Source organism: Pseudomonas sp. Pseusp11 (assembly GCF_047304405.1).
Taxonomy (GTDB): domain Bacteria; phylum Pseudomonadota; class Gammaproteobacteria; order Pseudomonadales; family Pseudomonadaceae; genus Aquipseudomonas.
Genome location: NZ_JBGLZF010000025.1, coordinates 19,522 through 43,261, shown reverse-complemented (window position 1 = coordinate 43,261; position 23,740 = coordinate 19,522). Strand labels below are relative to the sequence as shown.

Sequence of the window (23,740 nt, the reverse complement as noted above, 5' to 3'; positions counted from 1 at the left end):
GGCATGAAGTACGTGACATTTGATACGGCGGGTGTCCTCAAATCCCGTCTGATTCTTGGAGTGAGCGATATTCCCGAGGATGCTGTCGAGGTTGACGAAAACCTTTGGATGCGGATTACCCAAGAACTGGATGGTGTGTGGGAACTGGGTGATGACGGTGTAATTTCGAAGCATCCATTGCCCGAATTGCAGCCCCCTGTGTACACCAGAGAGGAAGTCGAAGCTCTGCGCCTTCGGGCTTATGGCGATCCGATCACCGGTTCGGATCGATTCTTTGCCGAGGCGCAGCGTATGGAGGCAATGGGAGAGACTGGTTGGGAAGGCATCCGTGCTAATGGAGTGCGGCGGTTTTATGAAATCCAGCAAGAGTTCCCGTGGGCGGCTCCCTCCACCGAAGCAACCCAATAAACGCCCCGCACTGACGGGGCGTTTTCTTATCCGCTTCACATCACATAACACCTGACAGCCCCTTCCTCAAAAGGGGCTTTTTCATTTCTGGAGAAACCCAAATGGCACTACGCCAAACCTACACCGTGCTCGTTCCATTCCCCATCGGGGGTGGCCACTGGTCGAGCGCCGGTCAGGAACTCGATCTGCTCGATGTGGAGGCCAGTGCGTTGCGCAGCGCTGGTCGTCTGGAGCTGAAAAAAACCGAGGCTGCCGAGTCGGCCTCTACAACCAACAAGGCCTTGAAGGCCGCTGCCAAGAAGGCTGAATAACCATGGCTGAGGTTTTGAACTTCGAGCACAACGGCATTACCGTCAATGCCACTGAATCTCCCGAGGCCATGGGTGGCCTGGGCGACAACGTCATCGGTCTGGTCGGCACTGCGCCGAAAGCGGATCTGCTGATTCCGCGTAACGCCCCGTTCCGCATCAACAGCTTCACCACCCAGGCGCTGCTGGACCCGACCGGTACCGAGTCGGGCACGTTGTTCCACGCGGTGTTTCAGATACTGAAAGTGGTCAAGGTGCCGGTTTACGTGGTCATCGTCGAAGAGGGCGCAACACCCGCCGACACCCTGAATAACGTGATCGGCGGCATCGAGCCAGTGACCGGTCGCAAACTGGGTCTGGCCGCACTTGGTGGTGTGCCGGAAGACCTGACGATCATTGGTGCACCGGGTTTCACCGGCACCAAAGCGGTGGCCAGTGAGTTCGCCTCGTTCGGCAAACGTATCAAGGCTCGCGTGGTGCTCGACGGCAAGGACGCCGCAGTCGCCGATCAAGTGACTTACAGCAAGGAGCTGGGCGGCGCGGACCTCGGTTTCGACCGCTGCCTGCTGGTGCACAACATGCCGTCGGTGTACTCCAAGGCAGCGAAGAAAAACGTGTTCCTGGCGCCATCGAGCCTGGCCATTGCTGCGCTGGCCAAGGTCAAGCAATGGGAGAGCCCGGGCAACCAGGTGACCTACGCCGAAGACGTTTCGCGAGTCGTGGAATACAACATCCTCGACACCTCCACCGAAGGCGATCTGCTCAACCGTTACGGCATCAGCTACTACGCCCGGACCATCCTCGGCGGCTTCTCGCTGCTGGGTAACCGCTCCGTCACCGGCAAGTTCATCAGCTATGTCGGCCTTGAAGATGCGATCAGCCGCAAGCTGGTGAAGGCCGGTCAGAAAGCCATGGCCAAGAACCTGACCAAGTCGTTCATGGATCAGGAGGTCAAGCGCATCAACGACTGGCTGCAAACCCTGGTCGCCGACGAAACCATCCCCGGCGGCAGCGTGTACCTGCACCCGGAATTGAACAGCGTCGAGAAGTACAAAAACGGTACCTGGTTTGTGGTCATCGACTACGGTCGCTACGCACCGAACGAACACATGATTTATCAACTCAACGCCCGCGATGAAATCATCGAGCAGTTCCTGGAGGACGTTCTCTAATGTTTACCAACCGCGTAAGACAGGCCATCGCGGCCACCCTGCAAGGCCTGCCGTTGTCGGCGACCGTGGAAGAGTTCACACCGCCGAAGATCGAGTTCGACATGGAAAACATGGTCGGCGGCCGCTTCATCGTCGAGGAGATGGCCAAGAGCGCCAAGGCCCTGGGCGCCAAGTTGATCCTGCAGGGCGCCGGTCCCGAAGTGATGCTGGCGCTGGGCGTGAAGCTGGGCGACGACATCTTGCTGAACGTGCGTGAAGCCGGTCAGGATCAGGACGGTAACACCTGGTTCACCTACCACACCGTCGGCGGCAAGCTGAAGGTCCTCGAGGAAGCCATCGTGAAAATGGGTGAAAAACCCAAGACCACCCTGGAGCTCTCCTGCCGCACCTACAACCGCCTGGAAAACGGCGTTCCAGTGATCGATGTCGACGTGCGCACCCAGAAGTTCGTGCTCAACGGCGTCGACATTCTCGGTGATGCCCGCCGCGCCGTTTTGCTGCCGTAACACGAAGGCCAACCAAGGCGCACAACCTGTGGGAGCGGGCAGGCTCGCTCCCACAAGGATTGTGGCAAACAGATCCCTGCGCAGTAGCCTTTCATGAATCACCAAGGAATTTCTTACATGTCCTGGATACCTCCCAAGCATGTCCTGTTGTCACCAATTACCGGTGATGACGGATCCGAGATCGAGCAGATCCAACTCAAACCGTTGTACTACGCCGCGCAAAAAGAGGCCCTGGCCCGTGCCGGCGATGATGAGGACGATCAGTTCTTCGAGCTGGCCAGATTGGCCACGGGGTTGTCGGTCAAGGAACTGGACCAGCTCAAACGCCCGGACTACGTGAGCATCGCGCAGTACGTGCATGAGATGTCGACTCGCCCGGCTTCGTACTTTCTGGAACAGCAAGCGCAGGGCGAACAATCGGTAGACCCCGATCAAGTGTCACTGCTGCAACCGCTCAACGTGGCAGGCCGCAGCATGACCTCGCTGACCCTGGAAATGCCGGTGCTGCGCGCCACCAAAGCAATGAAAAAACTGAAGACGGCCAAGGAACGCGCCGAGTTCATCACCGCTCATTGCACCGGGCTGATGTTGCCCGATCTGGACCTGCTGACCGTGCCCGACTGGACACAGCTTCAGGTACGCATCGACGATTTTTTAAACAAACCGGCGGACTTCTTTCGGAGCGCGACATCGAAGTAATCCTCGATGTGGTGCCGCTCATTTACTCGGTAAGTGAGGCGGAGATTCTGGAGTGGGACGCCGGCAAGGCCTTGCGCCGCTACGACATCGCGATCACTCGCCTTGGCGTGAAACAGGAGTAGAGCAGGATGGCAGGCAGTAAGTATTCACTGTCCGGTGCGGCAAGCATCGAATTGCCGCAACTGGGCAGCGCCTCTGAAACGTCGGGCCTGAACCTGGCACTGACCACGGCCAGCCTCGACATCCGTCTGCTGGTGTCGGAACAGGTCAAGCTTCGCGAAGCGCTGGCGTTGCTGAACATTGCCCTGTCGTCGCAGCAGTCGCTGCTCAAGGCGAGTGCTTCGATGCCCGCGGCAAGCAGTGAACCAAAGTCCAAGTTAAAGGCTGAGGTTGATCAGCGCACGCCGCCGGATTTGCTCAAGTCGGCGATGGCGACCGAATTGGCGATGGTTGAGCTCAACCAAGTGCTGAAACTGGACAACGTCCAGTTGCAGAAACTGTCGGAGGCCAACCTGAAAATGGCCACTGACAAGCAGGTTGCTCCGAGCGGGGCAACGGCGGTTCAACTGGCTCAGGTCGAGTTGGCGGCGGCGAAGGCGGGTATCGGGGACGGGCTCGACCCGGCTAAAAAGCAGGACGAACTGCTGAACTTCACCCGAGATAGCGCGGTGACGGCGTCGGCGTTCAATCTCGACGTCAAGGCCGCCAGCGAGATGCTGTTGGGTTGGCGTAATTCGATGAAGCTGGATCGCGGACAAAGCCTGAGTCTGGCGGATGCAACCAACCATCTCGGCAACAGCGGTCTGAATGTCAAAGCGGCAGACATCGGTTCTGTGGTGCAGCGCAGTGGCGAGGCGGGCATCGCCGCGGGCATGACGCCGGAACAGATGGCGGCGCTCGCGGCGGCGTTCTTGAACAGCGGCGCGGACAAGGCCGGTGCCGGTGAAGCTTTGAAAGGTTTCACCACGGTTTTGGCCAAGGGGGACGCGGCTTCACCGGAACAGCGCAAGGCTTGGTCTGACCTGGACGGCAAATTCAATCCAGGGATGTTGGCTGATGGCCTGCGCAAGGACGCGCCGGGAACGATCAACCTGGTGCTTGAAGCACTGAAGAAAAAACCTGCAGAAGAACAGCAGTCACTGACCAAGACATTGTTTGGTGATAACGCGGCGATTCTTGAACTGTTGAAAAAACCGGAAGACGTCCAAAAGGCTTTTTTACTGGTGTCCGAGCGGACATCCGACGGGACGTTGCCGAAGTTCAACGGTTCCGTAGCGAAATCCGCCGAGGCGCTTGGGGAAACCTCGCAAGGGCGCTGGAATGCGCTGGATGCGAGTAAGAACCGGATGTTCGCGGCGGGCGGCAATGCCCTGGCGCCGTTGACTGATGGTTTGATGGTGTCGCTCGGCGCATTGGCCGATGGCTTGAGCGGGGTCGCTGAAGCACAACCGAAAGCTACTGCAGGATTGCTGGTGCTCGCGGGAGCCATTGCGTTGGCGCGTGGTGCTGAAATCAAGGTCGCGATGGCCTCGGCCATCACCGCCGCAGCAACAAAACTTCTGGTTCTGGCAGGTGCGCGACCGATTTCCGAAACGGGGGATCTGACAGCCGATGCCAAGGAACGCGGTCGTAAGGGCAAAAAGCAATCCCGAGGCGCAAGGGCCGGAAAAAGCGCAGCTCCTGGAAAAGCCGCGATCAAGCCCATCCCAAAAAGCGCAGCCAAACTGCCACGTATGTCGACCGGGAGTCGCTTGCTGGGTGCCGCCAGAATGGGCTCGGCAGTCACCAAGCGGGTCGCGCCGCTGATGCTGCTCAGTGCTGGTTACGATGCCGTCAAAGGCTTGCAGGCGGGTGATACCAAAGCGGTCGGCGGGGCGCTGGGCTCGGCCGGTGGCGGACTCGCCGGTACTTATGCTGGCGCTGCTGCCGGCGCCCTGATCGGCAGCGTGGTGCCTGTTCTGGGCACGGCGGTCGGTGGCGTAATCGGTGGTTTGTTGGGGGGAATGGCGGGCAGTTGGGGAGGGGAATGGCTGGGTGAGAAACTCGCTACACCCGTCGACAAGCTCGCCGCTCCAGATCAGGTCAGCAAAGACCTGACCAACGCCCAGACGAGTAATCAGCAGAACACGGTTAACGCGAACATCTACATCAACGGCCAGGATCAGGCCAGCGCCAGTCAATTGGCGAACCTGGTTGTGCAACAGATCACGGGCCAATTCGGACTCATGACCATGCCCAACTCACTCGCCATGCGAAGTGACGCGGCCCTGACCGACGGAGGTACGTGATGCGTCAGCAAATGGCACTCGGCAGTTTCATTTTCGGCCTGTCCAGAAACTTCGCTTACCACACCCTGCTGCACACCTCGGACGGCGGCTGGAAAAGCATCGACATCCTCACCAGCAAACCCAAATCCAGTCAGGTCGGCCAAGGCCTGCAAGGGCTGACGATAACAGGCAAGTCGATGTACGCGACCGCCATGGATCGGCTCGATGAGCTGCGTGCCTTGCAGGCGCTGCGCATCCCTTTGCCCTTGGTTGACGGCATCGGCCGCAACTGGGGTCTGTGGCAGATCAACAAGGTGTCGGAAACCCAAAACAACATCCTTGATGACGGCACCGCGATGGTGGTCGATTGGATTATCGAGTTGATGGAGTTCGCCAATGCGTAGGGTTCGAAGTATCGCCGGTGATTCGGTGAATCTGTTGCTGTACCGCGAGCTTGAGCGTGGTGACGATGCCACCGAAGAAGCGCTTTGGCGTCTTAATCCGGAGCTTGCCGAATGGGGGCCGATATTGCCGGCGGGGGTGTGGGTTGTGCTGCCGGAAGTGGATTCGAAACCCGTCGCACCCACACCGGTTTCGGCCTGGGATTAAGGAGGCAGCATGTCACTGGGTTTCACGCCTGCTGTGGAAATTTACGGCGCGAATGCTGCGCTGCTCAACGAACGATTAATCAGTTGGACACACATCGACGCAGCGGGAATTGAATCCGATCAACTGACGCTCGTGATCAGTCTGGATGGGCTTGAAGGGTTGCCCAGCCTGGGCGGAAAAATCGGCCTGCGGGTCGGTTATCTGGAATCGGGGCTGGTGGATAAAGGCGAGTTCGTCATTACCCGGCGCACGCCGACTCTGTTTCCCCTGCGTCTGACACTGGTGGCCACGGCGGCGCCGTTCAGTGCGGCGGATCAGACCGGGTTCAAACAGCGCCGATCGGTCAGCCATGGTCCGACGACCTTGGGTGCACTGTTTCGCCAGTTGACGTCCAGGCACGGGTTTTCCCCTCGTGTGGCCCCGGACCTGTCGCTGATAAAAATCGCGCACATCGACCAGTCCAATGAAACCGACATGGGTTTTCTGACGCGACTGGCCTACCTGCATGACGCCGTCGCCAAACCGGTCAACGAGCTGTATGTGCTGGCACGGCGCGGTCAGGCGAAATCGTTATCGGGCAAAGTTCTGCCGACCATAAAGCTGTCGGTGACGACCAACAATCGCCCAGGCGATCACGCCTTTATCTCCGCCGTCCTGGATGAAACCGCCCGGGCGAAATACCAGGGCTGCAAGACCAGTTGGTGGGACGCGGCGGCCGGTAAAGTGCGGGTCGAGGAGAGCGGCATCGCGCCGTTCAAGACCCTTCGCCAGCGGTTTCAGAGCGCAGACGATGCCCGGGCCGCCGCCGAAGGCGAGACCCGCCGGATGATGCGCGAAGCACTCAAGGTGACGATCGAATGCCCTGGCAATCCAGGGTTATCCGCTGAAGGGATCGTTTTGCTGGACCCCACCTGGCCGGATTTCATGCGCGGGCGTTGGTCGATCGACAAGGTCACCGCCACCGGCGACCGGGAAAAAAGCTATCGCTGCAAGATTGACGCGACCTGCCTGGACGCCAAGGCATAGCCCACACCCAAAATCACCCCCGCCCCGTAGCAGCTGCCGAAGGCTGCGTTCGGCTGCGCAGCAGTCGTAAATCCTGATACCCGGATTTGTCTGAAACACCACGTCGCCTGGTTCACGACTGCTGCGTCCGAACGCGGCCCGAGCCGAACGCAGCCTTCGGCAGCTGCTACAAAAATTTGCGTCGCTGCTCACTCATTTCATTCGATTCTGGAACGCCCTCATGAAGATCACACCGATCCTAACGCAGCTGCGTGAGCAATGCCCGAGCCTGGCCAATCGTGTGGCGGCGGGTATTGACCTCACCACCCTGCAAGCCAACAACCCGCTCGCCACGCCTTGCGCCTACGTCGTCCCCATCGCCGATGTGGCGAGCAAAAGCGTGGCGCAACACCTGATGCTGCAACCGATCCGCGACCGCTTCGAAGTCACCCTGGTGCTCGACACCACGGACGCTACAAAAGCGCTGGATCTGTTGCACGACCTGCGCGCCGAACTGTGGCGCGCACTGGTGGGTTTCAAGCCTGGCAACGACTACAACGCCATCGCTTACGACGGCGGTGAGCTGGTTTCCATCAACAGCAGCCGCGTGCTCTATCGCCTGCGCTTTTTCACCGAATTCCAGCTCGGCCGCAATCTGCCGGGGCAACCGGCGCAGAGCTGGCACGAGCGTGAACTGGACGGTTTGTCGTCCTTTACCGGGGTCACCGTGCGGGTCGATGCGATCGACCCGGCGGACCCCAATCTGCAACGCCCAGGCCCCGACGGGCGCCTGGAACTGACTTTCTCTGGAGACGTAACCCCATGAGCAAACGCATCACCGTGCTGCCGGCCCCGGGCCGTGTCGTGCCGGACCCGGAAGCGGGCGATCTGTTGCCCCTCGAGGGCCGTGAAGTGCCGGACAACGCCTGGTGGCGTCGACGTCTGGCCGATGGCGATATCACTACCAAAGCCGTGAAAGCGGCGAAACCACAGGGAGCCAAATAATGGCGATCGGATTCAGCAACATCCCCGCGGACATTCGTGTTCCGCTGTTCTATGCCGAAATGGACAACTCGGCCGCCAATAGCGCGTCGTCGGCCATGCGCCGCCTGATCGTCGCTCAGGTCAACGACAACATCGCGCCAGCCGATGCCGGCAAACTGGTGTTGGTGTCCAGCGTGGCGCTGGCCAAAAGCATTGGCGGCCAGGGCTCGATGCTTGCCTCGATGTACGAAACCTGGCGCAAGACCGACCCGATCGGCGAGATCTGGTGCCTGCCGCTGCACAGCACCGAAGGCAGCATTGCCAAAGGCGTGCTGACTCTGACCGGTGCGGCGACCCAAAGCGGCGTGCTTAACCTGTACGTCGGCGGCGTTCGCGTTCAGGCGGCCATCGTCAACGGTGCCACCGCGGCGCAAGCGGCCACCGCCCTGGCGTTGAAAATCAATGCCAGCGCCGATCTGCCGGTCACTGCGGCGGCGGTCGGAGGTGTGGTCACCCTGAGCGCCAAATGGACTGGCGACAGCGGCAACGACATCAGTCTGCAATTCAACCGCCTGGGCAAGAGCAACGGCGAAGAAACCCCGGCCGGCCTGACCTCGGCGATCACCGCCATGACCGGCGGCGCCGGTGTGCCGGATCAAGTGGCTGCCGTGGCGGCGCTGGGCGATGAACCGTTCGAGTTCATCTGCATGCCGTGGTCGGATCTGTCGACCCTCAACACCTGGCAAGCGGTCATGGATGACAGCACCGGTCGTTGGTCCTGGGCCAAGCAATTGTTCGGTCACGTCTACAGCGCCAAACGCGGCACCGTCGGCACTCTGGTGGCGGCAGGGCAGGCGCGTAACGACCAGCACATGACCATCCAGGCGCTGGAACCGGGCGTACCGCAACCGTTCTGGGTGCAGGCCGCCGCACTGGCTGCGCGCACCTCGGTGTTCATCTCGGCCGACGCCAGCCGTCCGACCCAAAGCGGCAGCCTGCCAGGTCTAGACCCGGCTCCGGCGAGCGAGCGGTTCACCCTGACCGAGCGTCAGTCGCTGCTCAACTACGGCATCGCCACCGCGTATTACGAAGGCGGCTACGTGCGCATTCAGCGTTCGATCACCACCTATCAGAAGAACGCCTACGGCCAGGCAGACAACTCCTACCTGGACAGTGAAACCATGCACCAGTCGGCGTTCATCGTGCGTCGTCTGCAAAGCGTGATCACCAGCAAATACGGTCGCCACAAACTGGCCTCCGACGGCACCCGTTTCGGCGCCGGCCAGCCAATCGTCACCCCGAGCACCATTCGCGGTGAGCTGATCGCCCAGTACGCCAAGCTCGAACTGGAAGGCCATGTGGAAAACGCCGAGCTGTTTGCCGAACACCTGATCGTCGAGCGCGACACCCAGGACCCGAGCCGGGTCAACGTGCTGTTCCCGCCGGACTACATCAACGGCCTGCGCGTGTTCGCGCTGCTCAACCAGTTCCGTCTGCAGTACGACGACGCAGCCTGATCGCTGCCTTTGACTGTATGAATTCGGCCCACCGTGCGTGGGCTTTTTATTTGAAGGGAGAAACACCATGGGGCAACTGATTGCGGGCACCTGCTACGTCAAAGTGGACGGCGCTCAACTGACCATCAACGGTGGCTGCGAAGCACCATTGATGGCCGTTAAACGGGAAACCGTCGTGCCGGGCTTTTACAAGGAAACCGACATCGCGCCGTCGTTCAAAGTGACGGCGCTGCACACCGCAGACTTCCCGCTCAAGCAACTGATCGCAGGCTCCGACATGACCGTCACCTGCGAATTCAGCAACGGCAAAGTCTACGTACTGGCCGGCGCCTACCTGGTGGAAGAGCCGGTATCCAAAGGCGATGACGCCACCATCGAACTGAAATTCGAAGGCATCAAGGGGACCTGGCAATGAGCAACGCCGTGAAGCTTCAAGTTGCGATCGAAGCCCACGGCGAGCCCTTGACCGAGCTCAACCTGCGCCGCCCGACGGTGCAGGAAGTGCGAGCGATCAAGGCGCTGCCGTACAAGATCGACAAGAGCGAAGAGGTCAGCCTCGACATGGACGTCGCGGCCAAATACATCGCCGTGTGCGCCGGTATCCCGCCGTCGTCGGTCAATCAGCTGGATCTGGCTGACCTCAATACGCTGAGTTGGGCGGTCGCGAGTTTTTTCATGAGTGCGGCATCGGAGCCATCACCGACCTGATCGCAGTCGCCTATGACCTGGCCTGGTTCTGGAAGGTTGACCCCGAACAGATGATGGCCAGGCCACTGGATGTGCTCCGCGAATCGCTGGAGCACGCGCAACGGATCAATGCGATGCAGCAGGTGCAGTGATGGCAGAAACACAAACGAAAGGGAAAACATCGGTGCTGCTCACGGGCATCGATGAACTGTCACCCAAACTCGGCGCCCTTCGGGAAAAAGTCGAGAGCTTCAAGAAAAACCTGGAGCAGACCGGCCTCGGCAAACTGGACATCAGCGGCTTGTTCAAGGGCGGTAGCGTGATCACGCCGTTCATGGATGCGATCAAGGCGTCCGACGCGTTCAAGGGCAAATTGACCGAAGTCAATGAAGCTGCCGAAGGCGTTGATTTGCCGAAAGCGCCGGTGAGCGCTACGCAAAACATGAATGTGTTCAGTCGCTCGATGGAGCAGGTGTCGATCGCGGCCAACACGGCCTTGCAGCCTGCTGTCGCGACCATAACGGCAGGTCTTCAACCGTTGTTGGTAGGATTTGGCAGCCTGCTTGATGACAACCCGAAACTGGTCGAAGGGTTGGCGGCAGGTGCCATCGCATTTTCGGCAATGCAAACGGCCGTGACCGGCGCGACGCAAGTGTTCGATCTGATGAGCATGGTGCTCAAGACCAATCCCATCATGCTGATTGCCATGGGCATTGCCATGGCGGCCGGTGTGATCATTACCAACTGGGAGCCGATTTCGACGTTTTTCGCCGGGCTCTGGCAAAAGGTTGTCGGTTATTGGGCTCCGATCAGCGGCGTTTTCTCGGCAATTTTTGATCAAGTCAAAGCAGTCGTGAGTGCAGGATTCGACTTCCTCAAGGCGTGGTTTGCCTGGACGCCCTACGGAATGATCCTGAACAACTGGGGGGCCGTTGTCGGTTTGTTTGCGGCGATCTGGGATCTGCTCGTGGCACTGACTGTGCCGGTGAAGGAGAAACTGCGCAGCCTGTTCGACTGGGTGCCGCTGGACGCCATTGCCGCCGCTTGGGATCAGGTCCCTGCCATGTTCTCGGGCTACTGGGAGTCGATCAAGCTTGGAGCGCAGGCGTTCTTTTCCTACCTCAGCGGGCTGTTCACTTGGTCGCCCTTGGATGCACTGAGCGAAACATGGGCATCCGTGGTTCAGTTTTTCAGTGAAAAAGCGGAAAAGCTCCGGGCCATTCTGGCGCCCATCCAGGAGATGCTTGGCGGTAGCTTTGGTGGTTTTATCGCCCAAATTACCGGCAAGGTCGAAAGCTTCACCGAGGTGCAAAAGAAAACCAATGCTGAAGGCAAGGGGGAGTTTGCGCCGGTGGCGGCGTTCATCAATGCCGCTTCCGAGCAGCCCTCAAACGCGCTGGCGACTCCCGGCAGTTTGCCGCTCAAGTCGTCGTTGTTGCAGCCCGGTTCTCTGACTCAAAACTCCAACGCCTTGATCCAACAAAGCGCCGCCAACAATCGCACGCAACTCGAAGGCGGCCTGACGGTTCGCTTCGAAAACGCGCCGGCCGGGCTGCGCACCGATCAACCGCAAACCAATCAACCGGGGCTGTCGCTCAACTCGCGCATCGGCTACCGCTCACTTTCCCTGGGAGGCTCCAATGAGTTGGCGTGACCGTTTGTTGCCGGCGTCCTTTCGCGGTGTCGGTTTCTGGGTCGATCAGGCGAAAACCCCGGTCGGTAAAAAGGGCCAGTTGCACGAGTATCCGCAGCGGGACCTGCCGTTTTTCGAGAGCCTTGGCCAACAGGCGAAGATCCATGATCTGACGGCGTTCATCGTCGGCCCCGATTGCCTGGAGCAACGCGACAAGCTGCTCAAGGCGTTGGAACAGGGCAGTGGTGAACTGGTCCACCCGTGGCTGGGACGGCTACAAGTCAAGGTCGGCGAATGCGACATGACCCACACCCGCCAGGACGGCGGGTTGGTGACCTTTGCGCTGAAGTTTTACCCCGATGAACCGCTGCCGTTTCCGACGGCCACGGTCAGCACGCAGAAGGTGCTGCTGGCCAAGGCCGACACTTTGCTGGGTTCGGCGGTGGCGCGGTTCGAAGAGGTCATGATCCGGATCCAGGCTGCGCGGATCGGTATCAACAATCTGCGCAACAGCCTGACCGGGGTGTATGACGTGATCAAGGAACAGCTCAAACCGTTGATCGAGGAGTACCGGCAGATCACCGAGCTGGTCAAGGCGGTCAAGGAGTTGCCTAAGGAAGTGGCGGCGGAATTCAAGGGCTTGCTCGGCGATATCAAATCGCTCAAGGACTTCGCGAAGGAGGGTTATCGCGGCGTGATTGCCGACGTGTCCCAACAGCTCGAAGCCATCCGCAAGGCCGATGCGCCGAAGCTCACCACCGGCAAGGACACCACGGCCGCGGCGCAAGCCATGGCCGATCTGGTACAGGACACGCTGCTGGTCAAAGTGGCGCAATGGGTCGCCTCGATGCCGGTCGCGTCGACACCGGTGAAACTGTCGTCGACACCATCGCTGGAGCAGCAGGCGAACCTGCCGGTCACCCGGCAGGAAGTGCCGGTCACCGACGATTTGAAAGTGCTGCAAAAGGCGCTTGTCGAGGCGATCAACCCGATGCTGGACAAGGCCAGTCCCGCGCATTATCAGGCCATCGACGATGTGAAGCAGGCGCTGCTTGCGCATCTCAAGGCAGTGGCTTCGTCGGGTGTACGACAGGTCAGCAAGTCTTTCCAGGAAAGCCTTCCGGCGCTGGTCGTGGCGTACAAGCAATTTGCCGACGCAACGCGGGTCACCGAAGTGATTCAGCGCAACGGGATTGCCCATCCAGGGTACGCGCCGAACGATGTGAAAGTCTCCGGGAAGTGAACCATGAACGAGATGGATAACCGCGTCACGTTGACGGTCGGCGGCCTGGAATACGGTGGCTGGAAAAGCGTGGAAATCACGGCGGATCTGGAGCGTCAGTTCCGCACCTTTAAACTCAACATCACCTGGCAATGGCCGGGACAGACCGTGGACAAGCGCATCCAGCCCGGTGATGCCTGTGAAGTGCGCATCGGCCAGGATCTGGTGCTGACCGGGTATGTGTTCAAGGCCCCGATCAGTTATGACGGGCGACAGATCAGCCTGAACATCGAAGGCAGTTCTTGTACTCAGGACCTGGTGGATTGCGCCGCGACCAACCGCCCGAACCAATGGCATGAGCAATCGCTGTTGAGCATCGTCGAAGCGCTGGCGATCACCTACAAGGTCTTTGTGGTCAGTGAAATTCCCGAGACCGCCCGGCTCAGCAGTCACACCATCGTGCCGGGGGAAACGGTGTTTCAATCCATCGACCGCTTGCTGACGTTATTCCGGGTGTTTTCTACCGATGATGCCCAGGGCCGGTTGGTGTTGGCCCGGCCTGGCAGTGGTGGCCGAGCCAGCGATGCGCTGGAGTTGGGCAAGAATATTCTGTCGGCCAACGCGCCGATGGATTACAGCCAGGTGTTCTCCGAATACCGGGTCATCGGTCAGCAAAAGGGCACGGACAAGAAGAGCGGGGCGGCGGTCAGCGAGGTTGAATCGGTGTCTGCCGACCTGAGCTACAAGCGTCGGCGGGTCACGGTGATCAACGAAGGCATGCAGATCAATCCCGATCTCGCCTTGCAACGGGCCAACTGGGAAAGCGCCACCCGCGTCGGCAAGGCCAAAACCACCACCTATCAGGTGCAGGGCTGGCGGCAATCCAACGGCGATCTGTGGCGTCATAACACGCTGGTGCGGGTCAAGGATCCGGTGCTGGGATTCGATGACGACATGCTGATTTCCAAGGTGACCTACTCGCTGTCGGCGCAAGGTTCGATCACCACCCTGCAAGTCGCACCGCCGCATACCTTCGATGCCAATCCCGAGCCTGCCAAGAAAACCTGAGCCTTGCACCGAACTCTGTGGGAGCTGGTGTGGCGAGGGGGCTTGCCCCCGTTGGGGTGCGAAGCGCACCTAAAACCAATCGCCGCGATCATGAGTTAGAAAACAGTCACCGGTTTTGCGACTGCTTCGCAGTCGAACGGGGCGATGCGGCGTTCCGACAAGCCCCCTCGCCACACAGGCCCGCTCCCACAGTTGATCGTGTCCGGGCCAACTCTCTGAAGGAAAATCCAATGAGCCTACTGACACGCCTCCTGGCGCGCGGCACTGTCGTGCTCGCCAACTCGGCCACCAAGCTTCAATCGCTGCAAATGCGCCTCACCGCCGGTGAAGTGAACGACGACATGGAGCACTTCGAACCCTACGGATTCACCAGCAACCCACTGGCCGGTGCCGAAGGTGTCGCCACGTTTCTGGGCGGTGATCGCTCCCACGCCATCGTGCTGGTGGTCGCCGACCGCCGCTACCGCCTCCAGTCCCTGGCCGCGGGAGAAGTAGCGATCTACACCGACGAAGGCGACAAGATCCACTTCAAGCGCGGGCGGATCATCGACATCGAAACCGCCACCCTGAATATCCGCGCCAGCAGTGCAGTCAACTTCGACACACCCGTGATCAACCAGAGCGGAAAAATCGTTTCCACCGGCGATCAAGTTGCCGGCGGCATCAGCCAGATCAAACACGTGCATGGCGGTGTGCAAGCGGGCAACGGCCAGAGCGGCGCACCGGCGGGAGGGCAGTGATGTTGATAAGCCAGAACCTCCACGCCGCACTGACCCGTGCAGTGCTGATCAGCCTGTTCACCTGGCGCCGCGCCGCCGATGACGATGCCCTCGACGATGAAGAGCGTTTCGGCTGGTGGGGCGACAGCTTCCCTACGGTGGCCGACGACCGCATCGGCTCTCGGCTGTGGCTGCTGCGCCGGGTCAAGCTGACCCGCCAGACCCAGATGGACGCCGAGTTCTACGCCCGCGAAGCCCTGCAATGGCTGATCGACGACGGCCATTGCAGCGCCATCGACATCATCAGCGAACGCCTCGACGCCCAGCGCCTGAACCTGCGCACGGTCCTGACCCTGGCCGACGGCGAACGCCTGGACATCAACCCCGATAACAGTTGGCAGGTGATCTATGCCGTTTGAAACCCCTTCGCTGCCGGTGCTGATCAAGCGCACCCAAAGCGACCTGGCCAGCGATTCGCTGCGCCAGTCCGATGCGCAAGTGCTGGCCCGCATCCTCGGTGGCGCCGCCTATGGGCTGTATGGCTACCTGGACTGGATCGCCGAGCAGATCCTCCCGGACAAGGCGGATGAGTCGACCCTGGAACGGATCGCCGCACTGCGTTTGAACCAGCCGCGCAAATCCGCACAAGCGGCCAGCGGCAGCGTCAGCTTTACCGCCAGCGCCGGTGCCGTGCTGGACGTCGACACCCTGCTGCAATCGAGCGACGGTTGCACCTACAAAGTGACAGCCGCGCGCACCACCAGCAACGGCCTCAACAGCACCACCATCGCTGCGCTCGAAGCCGGTAGCCTGGGCAATGCCGAGGCCGGCATGACGTTGATACCGGTGCAGCCGATTGCGGGGATCGTCAGCAATAGCTTTACCGTGCTGGCGCCGGGACTCAACGGCGGTGTGGCGCGGGAAAGCCTGGAGTCACTGCGCTCGCGGGTGATTCGCTCTTACCGCATCATCCCCCACGGCGGTTCGGCCCAGGACTATGAAACCTGGGCCCTGGAATGCCCTGGCGTGACCCGCGCCTGGTGCCGTGGCGGTTTGTTGGGGCCGGGTACGGTCAGCCTGTTCATCATGCGTGACGACGATCCGCAGCCGGTGCCGAACGACGAACAACTGGCCGAAGTCCAGGCCTACATCGAGCCGCTGCGCCCGGTCACCGCCGAAGTGCATGTGCAACGGCCGGTTCAGGTGCCGGTCGTCTATCACCTCAGCGTGAATCCCGACACCACAGCAGTACGCGCGGCAGTCGAGGCGCAATTACGTGACCTGCATAACCGTGAAGCCGACCTCGGTCAGAAGTTGTTGATCAGTCACATCCGTGAAGCCATCAGCAGCGCCAGTGGTGAATACGACCACTCACTCACCTCGCCCGTCGCCGATGTCCCCGCCAACAAAAACGAATTGTTGACGTTTGGAGGTTGCGTATGGGGCGCATAAGAACCGCCGCGCAATACCACGCCCAGCTGCGCAGCCTGCTACCCAGCGGGCCGGCCTGGGACCCTGAACAAGTTCCTGAACTCGAAGAAGTGCTCGAAGGTGTGGCACAGGAACTGGCCCGCCTCGACGCCCGCGCCGCCGACCTGCTCAACGAAATGGACCCGGCTGGGGTCAGCGAACTGGTGCCCGATTGGGAGCGGGTAATGAACCTTCCCGACCCATGCCTGGGCGCCACGCCACTGTTCGATGACCGCCGCCTGGCCGTGCGCCGGCGACTGCTCGCAGTCGGTAGTCAGACCATCAGCTATTTCGTCGAGATTGCCCGCACCCAAGGCTACCCGAACGCCACCATCACCGAACTCAGGGCGCCGCGTATGGGGCGCTCGCGTTTCGGTGCGGCGCACTTCGGTACCTTGCAGGCGCAGTTCATGTGGACCCTCAACACCGGCGGCCGCCTGCTGCTTGGGCGGCGTTTCGGCGCCAGCTACTGGGGCGAGCGTTTTGGCATGAACCCGGGCAATGCCTTGGAATGCTTGATACACCGCAGCGCACCAGCGCATACGCTGGTTTACATCAATTATGACTAGAGGATAGAAAAGTGGATTATCCAAAGAGTGTGCCCGGCGTTGGGCTAGTGAATGGACAGTTTGTGGATGAGAGCCCGGTCACCGGGACGCCGGGATCTTTGATTCCCTCGACATGGGGCAACGCAATCACGAGCGAGGTGTTGAATGTGATTGCAGCGGCGGGAATGGCACCCAGTGAAGTTGACCTGACGCAGTTACTGAAAGCCATCGGTACCCTTGGCCAATCTGCTGCAAGCAGCTTTGCCATCGACACCGGCACGGCCAATAACTACGTCTGCAACTTCACGCCGGCGATCACCGCCCGCGTCGAAGGCCAGCCCCTGCGCTTCAAGGTCAAGACGGCAAACACTGGCGCCTGCACGATCAACGACGGCCTGGGGGCCGTCGCTATGGTTGGGGGTGCCCATTCAGCCCTTCGAGGTGGCGAGCTGGTCGCCAACGGTGACGCATGGGTGCAGTGGAACACCTCTATCGGCGGCGGCTCATACATCCTGCTGTTCTGCACTGGCGCGGCTGAGCAAATCGCTCCAGCAACGCAAAGCCAGCACGCGGCCCAACTGGGCCAGATAACCGGTAATGTCACCAGTATCAGTGCGGATACCACGCTGACCGCCGCGCAGAGGGGGTTGGTCATTATTGACGCGACGGCGTCTAACCGGACGATCACGCTGCCTACCGCCAACACGGCACTTGGCGTGACTGACTTCATTGTTCGTCGCTTGGATAACACCACCAATACCCTTGTTGTTACTGCGTCAGGGACCGACAAAATCAAATTTCACACCCACCTGAATGCGGCTGGATATTCATTCCTGGTCCTGATGGGGGCGTGCGATTACTGGCATTTGCGCAGTGATGGCGCGGGCAACTGGTGGCCGGTAAGTCGTTACGACGGTACCCCGCTGGGTCGGTCGGTGCTTGAAACCACGTCCTCGTTTAATCCCGGTGGTTACGGCGCCATGAACGGCGCGCTGTTGACGCGGGCCACCTTCCCCTGGTTGTGGGACCACGCGCAACAGTCAGGAATGCTGACCACGGAAGCCGCTCGCGCCGGCATGGAGGGTGGATGGACTTCTGGCGACGGTGCCACCACGTTCCGTTGTCCAGATGCCCGGGGTCGATTCCAGCGCCCCGCTGATGAGTCTCTCGGAATTGACCTGAATCGTGCGGCGGGTAGCTCGCAGGCCAGCCAACTCGGATCTCACAACCACTCCCTGCCCGGTGCAGGCACATTTGGCACGACAATGATGGGGGGTGGTACTAACAACTACGCGCAGTGGGTTGCCGGGGCCTCGGGGTACGCCGGAGGTTCTGAGACTCGCCCGATAAACATTGCCTACCCGGGCCGAATTAAATTGATCTGAGGTGTTTTATGTCCATTTACGTGTTTGATGCACTGGGTGTCTTGGTTGGCCCGGTTTCTCTTCCCGAAATTCCCGGCTTGGGCTGTCAGTTGCCGAGCAATGCCGTCGAGCTGGCCGACTTGTTGCCGACGCCTGATCCGGGCAATGTTTGGGTGCTCGTCAACGCTGCGCCGGTTCAACTCGCCGATCATCGCGGGACGGTGTACAGCGTGACCACCGGCGCAGCGCAGGAGTGGTCCGAACTTGGCGAGCTCCCCAGCGAATATACGTTGCTCCCTTGTCCCGGTGCTTACTACGTCTGGAGCGGTACTGCGTGGCTGCTTGATGCCGCTGCGGTCGCTCAGGCTCAGTGCAATGAGCTAATGTCGGCGGCCAATCAAGTCACTGCCGGCATGGTTAACGCCTACATTGCCGGGTTGCTCGATGCAGCGGATACGGCGACCTTCGAGGCCTACGCGGCCTACCAGTTAGCGCTGAAAAAGATTGAGCAGCAACCTGGTTACCCAACCACTATTGCGTGGCCGACCTCTCCATAGCCGAGAGCGCAATTCCGATGCCCGCCAAGTGCCGGATTATTTTTTCCCGGAGAAAAGTATGCCCATCACCCAGCAGCAGTTGCTGCAGATCCTCCCGAACGCCGGCCCAGTTGCCGGCGTTTTTGTTCCTGTCCTGAATACAGCCATGGTCCGGTTTCAGATCATCACGGCTAGGCGTATTGCGGCCTTCATCGCGCAGATAGGACATGAGTCCGGACAACTCACCCGCGTCGTTGAGAACTTGAACTACGATGCGCCGGGTCTGATGGCGACGTGGCCAAGCCGGTTCCCGGCTGATTTGGCTGCTGCGCGCGCGCGTCAGCCGGAGAAGATCGCGAACATTGCCTATGCCTCGCGCATGGGTAATGGCAATACCGCGAGCCGTGATGGGTGGACATATCGCGGTCGCGGCCTGATCCAGATCACCGGCCGAGCAAACTATCAGGAGTGCGGTGATGACCTCGGTATCGACCTTATCGGCAATCCAGATCTCCTGATACAACCGCAGTACGCCGCGCTGTCTGCGGCCTGGTTCTGGGAACTGAACGGTTTGAATGAACTGGCCGACCGCGACCAGTTCAACAGCATCACTCGTCGCATCAACAGTGGGCTTAACGGCCTGCAAGATCGTCTGTTGTTGTGGGCGCGGGCGAGGGCGGTGCTATGCCAGTCTTCGGTCTGATGCCGGTTTCTTGCCGGGCAATTGGGCTTGTTGTGTTTCTGGCTATGTTGGCCGGAAGCTCGGCGGCGCTGGCCTGGCACTTCCAGGATTGGCGGTATGGCCAGCAATTGGCGGAACAGGCTCGCGTGCACACCGAGACGTTGAGTCGCCTGGCGCTGGCAGCGGCAACGCAGCAACAGGCCGAGCAGGACAAGCGTCTGGCGCTTGAACAGCGTCTTTCAGCCAGTGAACAAACCCATTATCGAGCGCTTAGCGATGCCGAACGTGATCAAGGTCGCCTGCGCGATCGTCTTGCCACTGCTGATGTGCGCCTGTCAGTCCTCCTCGATGCCCATGACGCTGCCTCAACCTGTGCAGTGCCAGCCGCCTCCGGCACCGGCGGCGTGGATCATGGCGCCGCGCGAGCCCGACTTGACCCGGCGCATGCTCAACGAATTATCGCCATCACCGACGCCGGTGACCGTGGACTGATTGCGCTGGCTGCATGTCAGGAGTATGTGAAGACCATATCTGTCCGACAATGAAAGCAGTAGGTGAATTTTGATTGCACAAACGTTGATTTGCTACCGTTTGGTATTGTGTTCTAATTGATACATTCACAATGCCCTATCTCGCCCAAATGACCACATTGAAGGTGAGCGTTCCTTATTAAGAAAGGATGCTGTATGAGTCGTGTTGCGCTCGAACAAGAAAATAATAAGTTGTGGTTTTTGCAGTTTCTACGTGGCGTGGCCTGTCTACTCATTGTGTACGTGCACTGGCAGACATTTCTGATGAATCCCGGAGTGTTAAGCGGATTTATTTATCAGTCGGGAGTGCCCGCAGATTACGTTGCCCCAGCGTTGGTCGGGGTAATCGGAAATATTGTAGATCAAGTCAAGCCATTTGAGATTAGGGAAGTCTACCTTGGGCTTGCGCTGTTTTTTATGATTAGTGGGTTTGTCATTCCTGTATCGCTTGAGCGCGGAACTAAGGCTAATTATATTATTCGAAGGGTTGCGAGAATACTTCCGACGGCGGTGGCGTGTACCATCCTAACCGCAGGTGTGATAGTCGTTGGGCGATACATGGAGGGGAATACCGTTGCACCATTTTCAATTAAGACGATCATTGCGAATGCTACGTTTGTTCGCGATGTTTTAGGTCATCCATATATCGATACCGCGATATGGACGTTGGAGGTTGAGGTTCATTTTTACATAATTTGTTTTGTTCTCTCGTTTTTTTCGGGGCAAAAGAAGGCTTCCGTGATACTGGCACTGGCTCTGGCTTTTCTGCTGGTGAGCATCGCTCTTACAAAAGATATGGGTAAGTTTGAATACTATCGACAGTATATAAATCTTGTTGCGTTGAACGGGTGTTTTATTGTTCTTATGTTTGTTGGTATGGCTTTGTATAATTATCATTCGGGGAGCTGGCCTGTTGCCAAGACTGCGTTTGTGACTTTTGCGCTGTTGGTTGTGAATAATTTTACTCTTCAGTATTATTCGAATGCTACGTCCGGGATGATGTATGCAAATCATGTGTATGCGGCTCTTATATTTATAGTCTTGATGCTGCTGGGGGCGAAGCTTCCATACTCCAAGTTCATCGACAAGGTCGCAGAAATTTCTTATCCGCTTTATTTGCTGCATGGTGCGTGTGGTTATGTTCTTTTTTATATGGCCTACAAATTTTTGCACTCAACCTATGCAGCATTTGCTTTGTCTGGGTTTGCAGTTGTCGTTTTAACGATTCTTGTTCATCTGATAATTGAGCGTCCCTCAACACCGGTAGGAAAGCGTATTGCAAAAATGGTTGAAGATTTTCGTTTCCCGATAGGTATTAGGTCTCGGGATACGTGACCATATTATAATTTTCAAGTGCCGATCGGCGCCTTTTCTACGGGCAGAAGTAAAAGGGCGGAAACTACGCCATGAACCCCGCATTCAAGGCTGTAAATTGATACCGCATGCTGCCCGATTTCTTTTCGGAGCAACCCTCCCATGATGTGGAGCATGCTCAACGAATTATCGCTATCACCGACGCCAGCGACCGCGGACTTTGCCTTTGCAGGCCTGTCAGGCCTATGTCAGGGCTCTTGCTCGCTAACATTTTGATCGATCCTGAACCTTGCAAGTGCGATTCGCTCGTGTACGGTAGGCCTCATTCCGCTCGATCAGGAGAGAGCCGTGAAAGAGATCACTCATCTGGCCGATCTACTCGGCAGACGCTTGCAGCTTCTCAATGCCCACGTCACTGCCGCCGAGTCCTGCACCGGCGGCGGGATCAGCGAGGCGATCACCCGCATTCCGGGGAGTTCGGCGTGGTTCGAGGCCGGTTATGTCACCTACTCAAACCGTCAGAAAACCCAACAATTGAATGTCCCGGCCGAGTTGTTTTCAACCGTCGGGGCGGTCAGTCGCGAGGTGGTCGAGGCCATGGTCCGAGGCGCACAGGAAAAAAGCCGGGCGCGTTTTGCCGTGGCGGTCAGCGGTGTGGCGGGGCCGGATGGCGGTTCGCCGAACAAGCCCGTGGGCACGGTGTGGCTGGCCTGGGGCGTCGGTGAGCAGGTGTTCAGCGAGGTCCAGCACTTTGCCGGTAACCGCGACGAGGTCCGCCGACAAACGGTGAAGGCCGCGCTAGAGGGGCTGCTGCGGCATACCGCTGGAGAAATCTCAAATCAGGGGTAGGCGATCCTGAAACGCTGTGGAATAATACTGGCTACTTATACAGGTGTTGGCCGTCAGGCCTTATTGATTACGTGAGGACTTTAATGGACGACAACAAGAAGAAAGCCTTGGCTGCGGCCCTGGGTCAGATCGAACGTCAATTCGGCAAGGGTGCCGTAATGCGTATGGGCGATCAGGACCGTCAGGCGATCCCGGCCATTTCCACTGGCTCTCTGGGTCTGGACATCGCGCTCGGCATTGGCGGCCTGCCAAAAGGCCGTATCGTTGAAATCTACGGTCCTGAATCCTCCGGTAAAACCACCCTGACATTGTCGGTGATCGCCCAGGCTCAAAAAGCCGGCGCGACCTGCGCATTCGTCGACGCCGAACACGCTCTCGACCCTGAGTACGCCGGCAAACTGGGCGTCAACGTCGACGACCTGCTGGTTTCCCAGCCGGACACTGGCGAGCAGGCCCTGGAAATCACCGATATGCTGGTGCGTTCCAACGCCGTTGACGTGATCATCGTCGACTCCGTGGCCGCTCTGGTGCCAAAGGCTGAAATCGAAGGCGAAATGGGCGACATGCACGTGGGCCTGCAAGCCCGTCTGATGTCCCAGGCGCTGCGTAAAATCACCGGTAACATCAAGAACGCCAACTGCCTGGTGATCTTCATCAACCAGATCCGCATGAAAATCGGCGTGATGTTCGGCAGCCCGGAAACCACCACCGGTGGTAACGCGCTGAAGTTCTACGCATCGGTTCGTCTGGACATCCGTCGTACTGGCGCGGTGAAAGAAGGTGATGAAGTCGTCGGTAGTGAAACCCGCGTCAAAGTTGTGAAGAACAAGGTGGCTTCGCCGTTCCGTCAGGCCGAGTTCCAGATTCTTTACGGCAAGGGCATCTACCTCAACGGTGAGATGATCGACCTGGGTGTGCTGCACGGTTTCGTCGAGAAGTCCGGTGCCTGGTATGCCTACAACGGCACCAAGATCGGTCAGGGCAAGGCCAACTCGGCCAAGTTCCTGGCAGACAATCCGGAAATCGCCGCGACTCTCGAGAAGCAGCTGCGCGACAAGCTGCTGACCCCGGCACCGGACGTCAAGGCTTCGGCTGTCAGAGAGACCGAAGACGACCTGGCTGACGCTGATATCTGATCGATCCGATGACCGCCGTACTCGATACACTCGTCGCGGTGCGGCGAACCGCAATGGACCTGCTCGCGCGACGCGAGCACGGTCGAGTCGAGCTGACGCGTAAACTGCGTCAGCGCGGCGCCCCCCCTGAAATGATCGACACAGCACTCGACCGCTTGACGGAAGAGGGCTTGTTGTCCGAATCCCGTTACCTCGAAAGCTTCGTTTCCTACCGTGCCCGTTCCGGTTATGGCCCTTTGCGCATTCGCGAAGAGCTGAGCCAGCGTGGTCTGCAACGTACCGACATTGAGCTCGCCTTGCGCGAGAGTGGTATCGATTGGCAGGAGCAACTGGAAGACACCTGGCGGCGCAAATTTTCCGGGCATTTACCGATAGACGCCCGAGAACGTGCCAAACAGGGCAGGTTCCTGAGTTATCGGGGATATTCCATGGAAATGATCAGCCGCTTGTTCAGCGGCCGAGGGATGGACGATTGACTGAAACGGCTCGCTATTTCGATAGCGGGCC

29 protein-coding genes are annotated in these 23,740 nt (G+C 59.3%); all 29 read left to right on the top strand.

Annotation, left to right across the window (positions count from 1 at the left end):
• Positions 1–3: 3 nt before the first annotated feature.
• The 29 genes from ACCC96_RS20170 (at position 4) to recX (ending at position 23,709) form a co-directional block, all read left to right on the top strand.
• Positions 4–408 (top strand): hypothetical protein, encoded by a 405-nt coding sequence (locus ACCC96_RS20170; RefSeq protein ID WP_413696735.1) that lies wholly within the window; start codon positions 4–6, stop codon positions 406–408.
• Between the two features lie 101 nt (positions 409–509).
• Entirely contained in the window at positions 510–719 is a 210-nt protein-coding gene (locus ACCC96_RS20165; protein WP_413696734.1) for a hypothetical protein, read from the top strand.
• Between the two features lie 2 nt (positions 720–721).
• Positions 722–1,888 carry a phage tail protein gene (locus ACCC96_RS20160; RefSeq protein WP_413696733.1) on the top strand — a complete coding sequence of 389 codons (1,167 nt, stop codon included), beginning with the start codon at positions 722–724 and terminating at the stop codon, positions 1,886–1,888.
• Positions 1,888–2,394 carry a phage major tail tube protein gene (locus ACCC96_RS20155; RefSeq protein ID WP_018926982.1) on the top strand — a complete coding sequence of 169 codons (507 nt, stop codon included), beginning with the start codon at positions 1,888–1,890 and terminating at the stop codon, positions 2,392–2,394. The genes ACCC96_RS20160 and ACCC96_RS20155 overlap by 1 nt, the downstream gene beginning before the upstream one ends.
• 117 nt (positions 2,395–2,511) lie before the next feature.
• Positions 2,512–3,093 (top strand): phage tail assembly protein, encoded by a 582-nt coding sequence (locus ACCC96_RS20150; protein ID WP_018926981.1) that lies wholly within the window; start codon positions 2,512–2,514, stop codon positions 3,091–3,093.
• A gap of 128 nt (positions 3,094–3,221) precedes the next feature.
• Positions 3,222–5,381 carry a phage tail tape measure protein gene (locus tag ACCC96_RS20145; RefSeq protein WP_413696732.1) on the top strand — a complete coding sequence of 720 codons (2,160 nt, stop codon included), beginning with the start codon at positions 3,222–3,224 and terminating at the stop codon, positions 5,379–5,381.
• Positions 5,381–5,764 (top strand): phage tail protein, encoded by a 384-nt coding sequence (locus ACCC96_RS20140; protein ID WP_413696731.1) that lies wholly within the window; start codon positions 5,381–5,383, stop codon positions 5,762–5,764. The genes ACCC96_RS20145 and ACCC96_RS20140 overlap by 1 nt, the downstream gene beginning before the upstream one ends.
• Positions 5,757–5,969: a tail protein X gene (locus tag ACCC96_RS20135; protein ID WP_413696730.1), complete on the top strand. Its 213-nt coding sequence runs from the start codon at positions 5,757–5,759 to the stop codon at positions 5,967–5,969. Before ACCC96_RS20140 ends, ACCC96_RS20135 begins: the two co-directional genes overlap by 8 nt.
• 9 nt (positions 5,970–5,978) lie before the next feature.
• A complete protein-coding gene (locus tag ACCC96_RS20130; protein ID WP_019647828.1) occupies positions 5,979–6,995 on the top strand; it encodes a contractile injection system protein, VgrG/Pvc8 family in 1,017 nt (338 codons plus the stop codon).
• Positions 6,996–7,215: 220 nt separating this feature from the next.
• Entirely contained in the window at positions 7,216–7,800 is a 585-nt protein-coding gene (locus tag ACCC96_RS20125; RefSeq protein ID WP_413696729.1) for a hypothetical protein, read from the top strand.
• A complete protein-coding gene (locus tag ACCC96_RS20120; protein ID WP_007907211.1) occupies positions 7,797–7,979 on the top strand; it encodes a DUF2635 domain-containing protein in 183 nt (60 codons plus the stop codon). Before ACCC96_RS20125 ends, ACCC96_RS20120 begins: the two co-directional genes overlap by 4 nt.
• Positions 7,979–9,475 (top strand): phage tail sheath subtilisin-like domain-containing protein, encoded by a 1,497-nt coding sequence (locus tag ACCC96_RS20115; protein WP_064620025.1) that lies wholly within the window; start codon positions 7,979–7,981, stop codon positions 9,473–9,475. The genes ACCC96_RS20120 and ACCC96_RS20115 overlap by 1 nt, the downstream gene beginning before the upstream one ends.
• A gap of 67 nt (positions 9,476–9,542) precedes the next feature.
• Complete coding sequence (locus tag ACCC96_RS20110) at positions 9,543–9,890, top strand: phage tail tube protein (RefSeq protein WP_018926973.1); 348 nt, start codon at positions 9,543–9,545, stop codon at positions 9,888–9,890.
• Positions 9,887–10,183 carry a phage tail assembly protein gene (locus ACCC96_RS20105; protein WP_018926972.1) on the top strand — a complete coding sequence of 99 codons (297 nt, stop codon included), beginning with the start codon at positions 9,887–9,889 and terminating at the stop codon, positions 10,181–10,183. Before ACCC96_RS20110 ends, ACCC96_RS20105 begins: the two co-directional genes overlap by 4 nt.
• 130 nt (positions 10,184–10,313) lie before the next feature.
• Complete coding sequence (locus ACCC96_RS20100; protein ID WP_413696728.1) at positions 10,314–11,816, top strand: phage tail protein; 1,503 nt, start codon at positions 10,314–10,316, stop codon at positions 11,814–11,816.
• A complete protein-coding gene (locus ACCC96_RS20095) occupies positions 11,803–13,038 on the top strand; it encodes a DNA circularization protein (RefSeq protein ID WP_413696727.1) in 1,236 nt (411 codons plus the stop codon). The genes ACCC96_RS20100 and ACCC96_RS20095 overlap by 14 nt, the downstream gene beginning before the upstream one ends.
• A gap of 3 nt (positions 13,039–13,041) precedes the next feature.
• Positions 13,042–14,085 (top strand): phage baseplate assembly protein, encoded by a 1,044-nt coding sequence (locus ACCC96_RS20090; RefSeq protein ID WP_413696726.1) that lies wholly within the window; start codon positions 13,042–13,044, stop codon positions 14,083–14,085.
• 230 nt (positions 14,086–14,315) lie between these two features.
• Positions 14,316–14,825, top strand: coding sequence for a phage baseplate assembly protein V (locus ACCC96_RS20085; protein ID WP_413696725.1), 510 nt, complete (start codon positions 14,316–14,318; stop codon positions 14,823–14,825).
• Complete coding sequence (locus tag ACCC96_RS20080) at positions 14,825–15,223, top strand: phage GP46 family protein (RefSeq protein WP_003222234.1); 399 nt, start codon at positions 14,825–14,827, stop codon at positions 15,221–15,223. Before ACCC96_RS20085 ends, ACCC96_RS20080 begins: the two co-directional genes overlap by 1 nt.
• Positions 15,213–16,256, top strand: coding sequence for a baseplate J/gp47 family protein (locus ACCC96_RS20075; RefSeq protein WP_413696724.1), 1,044 nt, complete (start codon positions 15,213–15,215; stop codon positions 16,254–16,256). Before ACCC96_RS20080 ends, ACCC96_RS20075 begins: the two co-directional genes overlap by 11 nt.
• Positions 16,244–16,843: a YmfQ family protein gene (locus ACCC96_RS20070; RefSeq protein WP_413696723.1), complete on the top strand. Its 600-nt coding sequence runs from the start codon at positions 16,244–16,246 to the stop codon at positions 16,841–16,843. Before ACCC96_RS20075 ends, ACCC96_RS20070 begins: the two co-directional genes overlap by 13 nt.
• A gap of 11 nt (positions 16,844–16,854) precedes the next feature.
• The gene (locus ACCC96_RS20065) at positions 16,855–18,207 is read left to right on the top strand and encodes a hypothetical protein (protein WP_413696722.1); all 1,353 of its coding nucleotides are present in this window, start codon (positions 16,855–16,857) and stop codon (positions 18,205–18,207) included.
• Positions 18,208–18,215: 8 nt separating this feature from the next.
• The gene (locus tag ACCC96_RS20060) at positions 18,216–18,743 is read left to right on the top strand and encodes a tail fiber assembly protein (RefSeq protein ID WP_413696721.1); all 528 of its coding nucleotides are present in this window, start codon (positions 18,216–18,218) and stop codon (positions 18,741–18,743) included.
• A gap of 58 nt (positions 18,744–18,801) precedes the next feature.
• Positions 18,802–19,425 (top strand): glycoside hydrolase family 19 protein, encoded by a 624-nt coding sequence (locus tag ACCC96_RS20055; RefSeq protein WP_413696720.1) that lies wholly within the window; start codon positions 18,802–18,804, stop codon positions 19,423–19,425.
• Complete coding sequence (locus tag ACCC96_RS20050; RefSeq protein ID WP_413696719.1) at positions 19,407–19,949, top strand: lysis protein; 543 nt, start codon at positions 19,407–19,409, stop codon at positions 19,947–19,949. Before ACCC96_RS20055 ends, ACCC96_RS20050 begins: the two co-directional genes overlap by 19 nt.
• A 141-nt stretch (positions 19,950–20,090) precedes the next feature.
• A complete protein-coding gene (locus tag ACCC96_RS20045; RefSeq protein WP_413696718.1) occupies positions 20,091–21,269 on the top strand; it encodes an acyltransferase family protein in 1,179 nt (392 codons plus the stop codon).
• Between the two features lie 327 nt (positions 21,270–21,596).
• Positions 21,597–22,097, top strand: a complete 501-nt coding sequence (locus ACCC96_RS20040) for a CinA family protein (protein ID WP_019647843.1) — start codon at positions 21,597–21,599, stop codon at positions 22,095–22,097.
• An 83-nt stretch (positions 22,098–22,180) separates the two neighbouring features.
• Entirely contained in the window at positions 22,181–23,233 is a 1,053-nt protein-coding gene (gene recA, locus ACCC96_RS20035; protein ID WP_007940559.1) for a recombinase RecA, read from the top strand.
• 8 nt (positions 23,234–23,241) lie between these two features.
• Positions 23,242–23,709 (top strand): recombination regulator RecX, encoded by a 468-nt coding sequence (gene recX, locus ACCC96_RS20030; RefSeq protein WP_026286484.1) that lies wholly within the window; start codon positions 23,242–23,244, stop codon positions 23,707–23,709.
• Positions 23,710–23,740 lie beyond the last annotated feature (31 nt).

Excerpts from the sequence above, each read along its gene's own strand:
- ACCC96_RS20170 (WP_413696735.1), top strand. The coding sequence starts at position 4 with ATGAAGTACGTGACATTTGATACGGCGGGTGTCCTCAAATCCCGTCTG.
- ACCC96_RS20165 (WP_413696734.1), top strand. The coding sequence starts at position 510 with ATGGCACTACGCCAAACCTACACCGTGCTCGTTCCATTCCCCATCGGG.
- ACCC96_RS20160 (WP_413696733.1), top strand. The coding sequence starts at position 722 with ATGGCTGAGGTTTTGAACTTCGAGCACAACGGCATTACCGTCAATGCC.
- ACCC96_RS20155 (WP_018926982.1), top strand. The coding sequence starts at position 1,888 with ATGTTTACCAACCGCGTAAGACAGGCCATCGCGGCCACCCTGCAAGGC.
- ACCC96_RS20150 (WP_018926981.1), top strand. The coding sequence starts at position 2,512 with ATGTCCTGGATACCTCCCAAGCATGTCCTGTTGTCACCAATTACCGGT.
- ACCC96_RS20145 (WP_413696732.1), top strand. The coding sequence starts at position 3,222 with ATGGCAGGCAGTAAGTATTCACTGTCCGGTGCGGCAAGCATCGAATTG.
- ACCC96_RS20140 (WP_413696731.1), top strand. The coding sequence starts at position 5,381 with ATGCGTCAGCAAATGGCACTCGGCAGTTTCATTTTCGGCCTGTCCAGA.
- ACCC96_RS20135 (WP_413696730.1), top strand. The coding sequence starts at position 5,757 with ATGCGTAGGGTTCGAAGTATCGCCGGTGATTCGGTGAATCTGTTGCTG.
- ACCC96_RS20130 (WP_019647828.1), top strand. The coding sequence starts at position 5,979 with ATGTCACTGGGTTTCACGCCTGCTGTGGAAATTTACGGCGCGAATGCT.
- ACCC96_RS20125 (WP_413696729.1), top strand. The coding sequence starts at position 7,216 with ATGAAGATCACACCGATCCTAACGCAGCTGCGTGAGCAATGCCCGAGC.
- ACCC96_RS20120 (WP_007907211.1), top strand. The coding sequence starts at position 7,797 with ATGAGCAAACGCATCACCGTGCTGCCGGCCCCGGGCCGTGTCGTGCCG.
- ACCC96_RS20115 (WP_064620025.1), top strand. The coding sequence starts at position 7,979 with ATGGCGATCGGATTCAGCAACATCCCCGCGGACATTCGTGTTCCGCTG.
- ACCC96_RS20110 (WP_018926973.1), top strand. The coding sequence starts at position 9,543 with ATGGGGCAACTGATTGCGGGCACCTGCTACGTCAAAGTGGACGGCGCT.
- ACCC96_RS20105 (WP_018926972.1), top strand. The coding sequence starts at position 9,887 with ATGAGCAACGCCGTGAAGCTTCAAGTTGCGATCGAAGCCCACGGCGAG.
- ACCC96_RS20100 (WP_413696728.1), top strand. The coding sequence starts at position 10,314 with ATGGCAGAAACACAAACGAAAGGGAAAACATCGGTGCTGCTCACGGGC.
- ACCC96_RS20095 (WP_413696727.1), top strand. The coding sequence starts at position 11,803 with ATGAGTTGGCGTGACCGTTTGTTGCCGGCGTCCTTTCGCGGTGTCGGT.
- ACCC96_RS20090 (WP_413696726.1), top strand. The coding sequence starts at position 13,042 with ATGAACGAGATGGATAACCGCGTCACGTTGACGGTCGGCGGCCTGGAA.
- ACCC96_RS20085 (WP_413696725.1), top strand. The coding sequence starts at position 14,316 with ATGAGCCTACTGACACGCCTCCTGGCGCGCGGCACTGTCGTGCTCGCC.
- ACCC96_RS20080 (WP_003222234.1), top strand. The coding sequence starts at position 14,825 with ATGTTGATAAGCCAGAACCTCCACGCCGCACTGACCCGTGCAGTGCTG.
- ACCC96_RS20075 (WP_413696724.1), top strand. The coding sequence starts at position 15,213 with ATGCCGTTTGAAACCCCTTCGCTGCCGGTGCTGATCAAGCGCACCCAA.
- ACCC96_RS20070 (WP_413696723.1), top strand. The coding sequence starts at position 16,244 with ATGGGGCGCATAAGAACCGCCGCGCAATACCACGCCCAGCTGCGCAGC.
- ACCC96_RS20060 (WP_413696721.1), top strand. The coding sequence starts at position 18,216 with ATGTCCATTTACGTGTTTGATGCACTGGGTGTCTTGGTTGGCCCGGTT.
- ACCC96_RS20055 (WP_413696720.1), top strand. The coding sequence starts at position 18,802 with ATGCCCATCACCCAGCAGCAGTTGCTGCAGATCCTCCCGAACGCCGGC.
- ACCC96_RS20050 (WP_413696719.1), top strand. The coding sequence starts at position 19,407 with ATGCCAGTCTTCGGTCTGATGCCGGTTTCTTGCCGGGCAATTGGGCTT.
- ACCC96_RS20045 (WP_413696718.1), top strand. The coding sequence starts at position 20,091 with ATGAGTCGTGTTGCGCTCGAACAAGAAAATAATAAGTTGTGGTTTTTG.
- recA (WP_007940559.1), top strand. The coding sequence starts at position 22,181 with ATGGACGACAACAAGAAGAAAGCCTTGGCTGCGGCCCTGGGTCAGATC.
- recX (WP_026286484.1), top strand. The coding sequence starts at position 23,242 with ATGACCGCCGTACTCGATACACTCGTCGCGGTGCGGCGAACCGCAATG.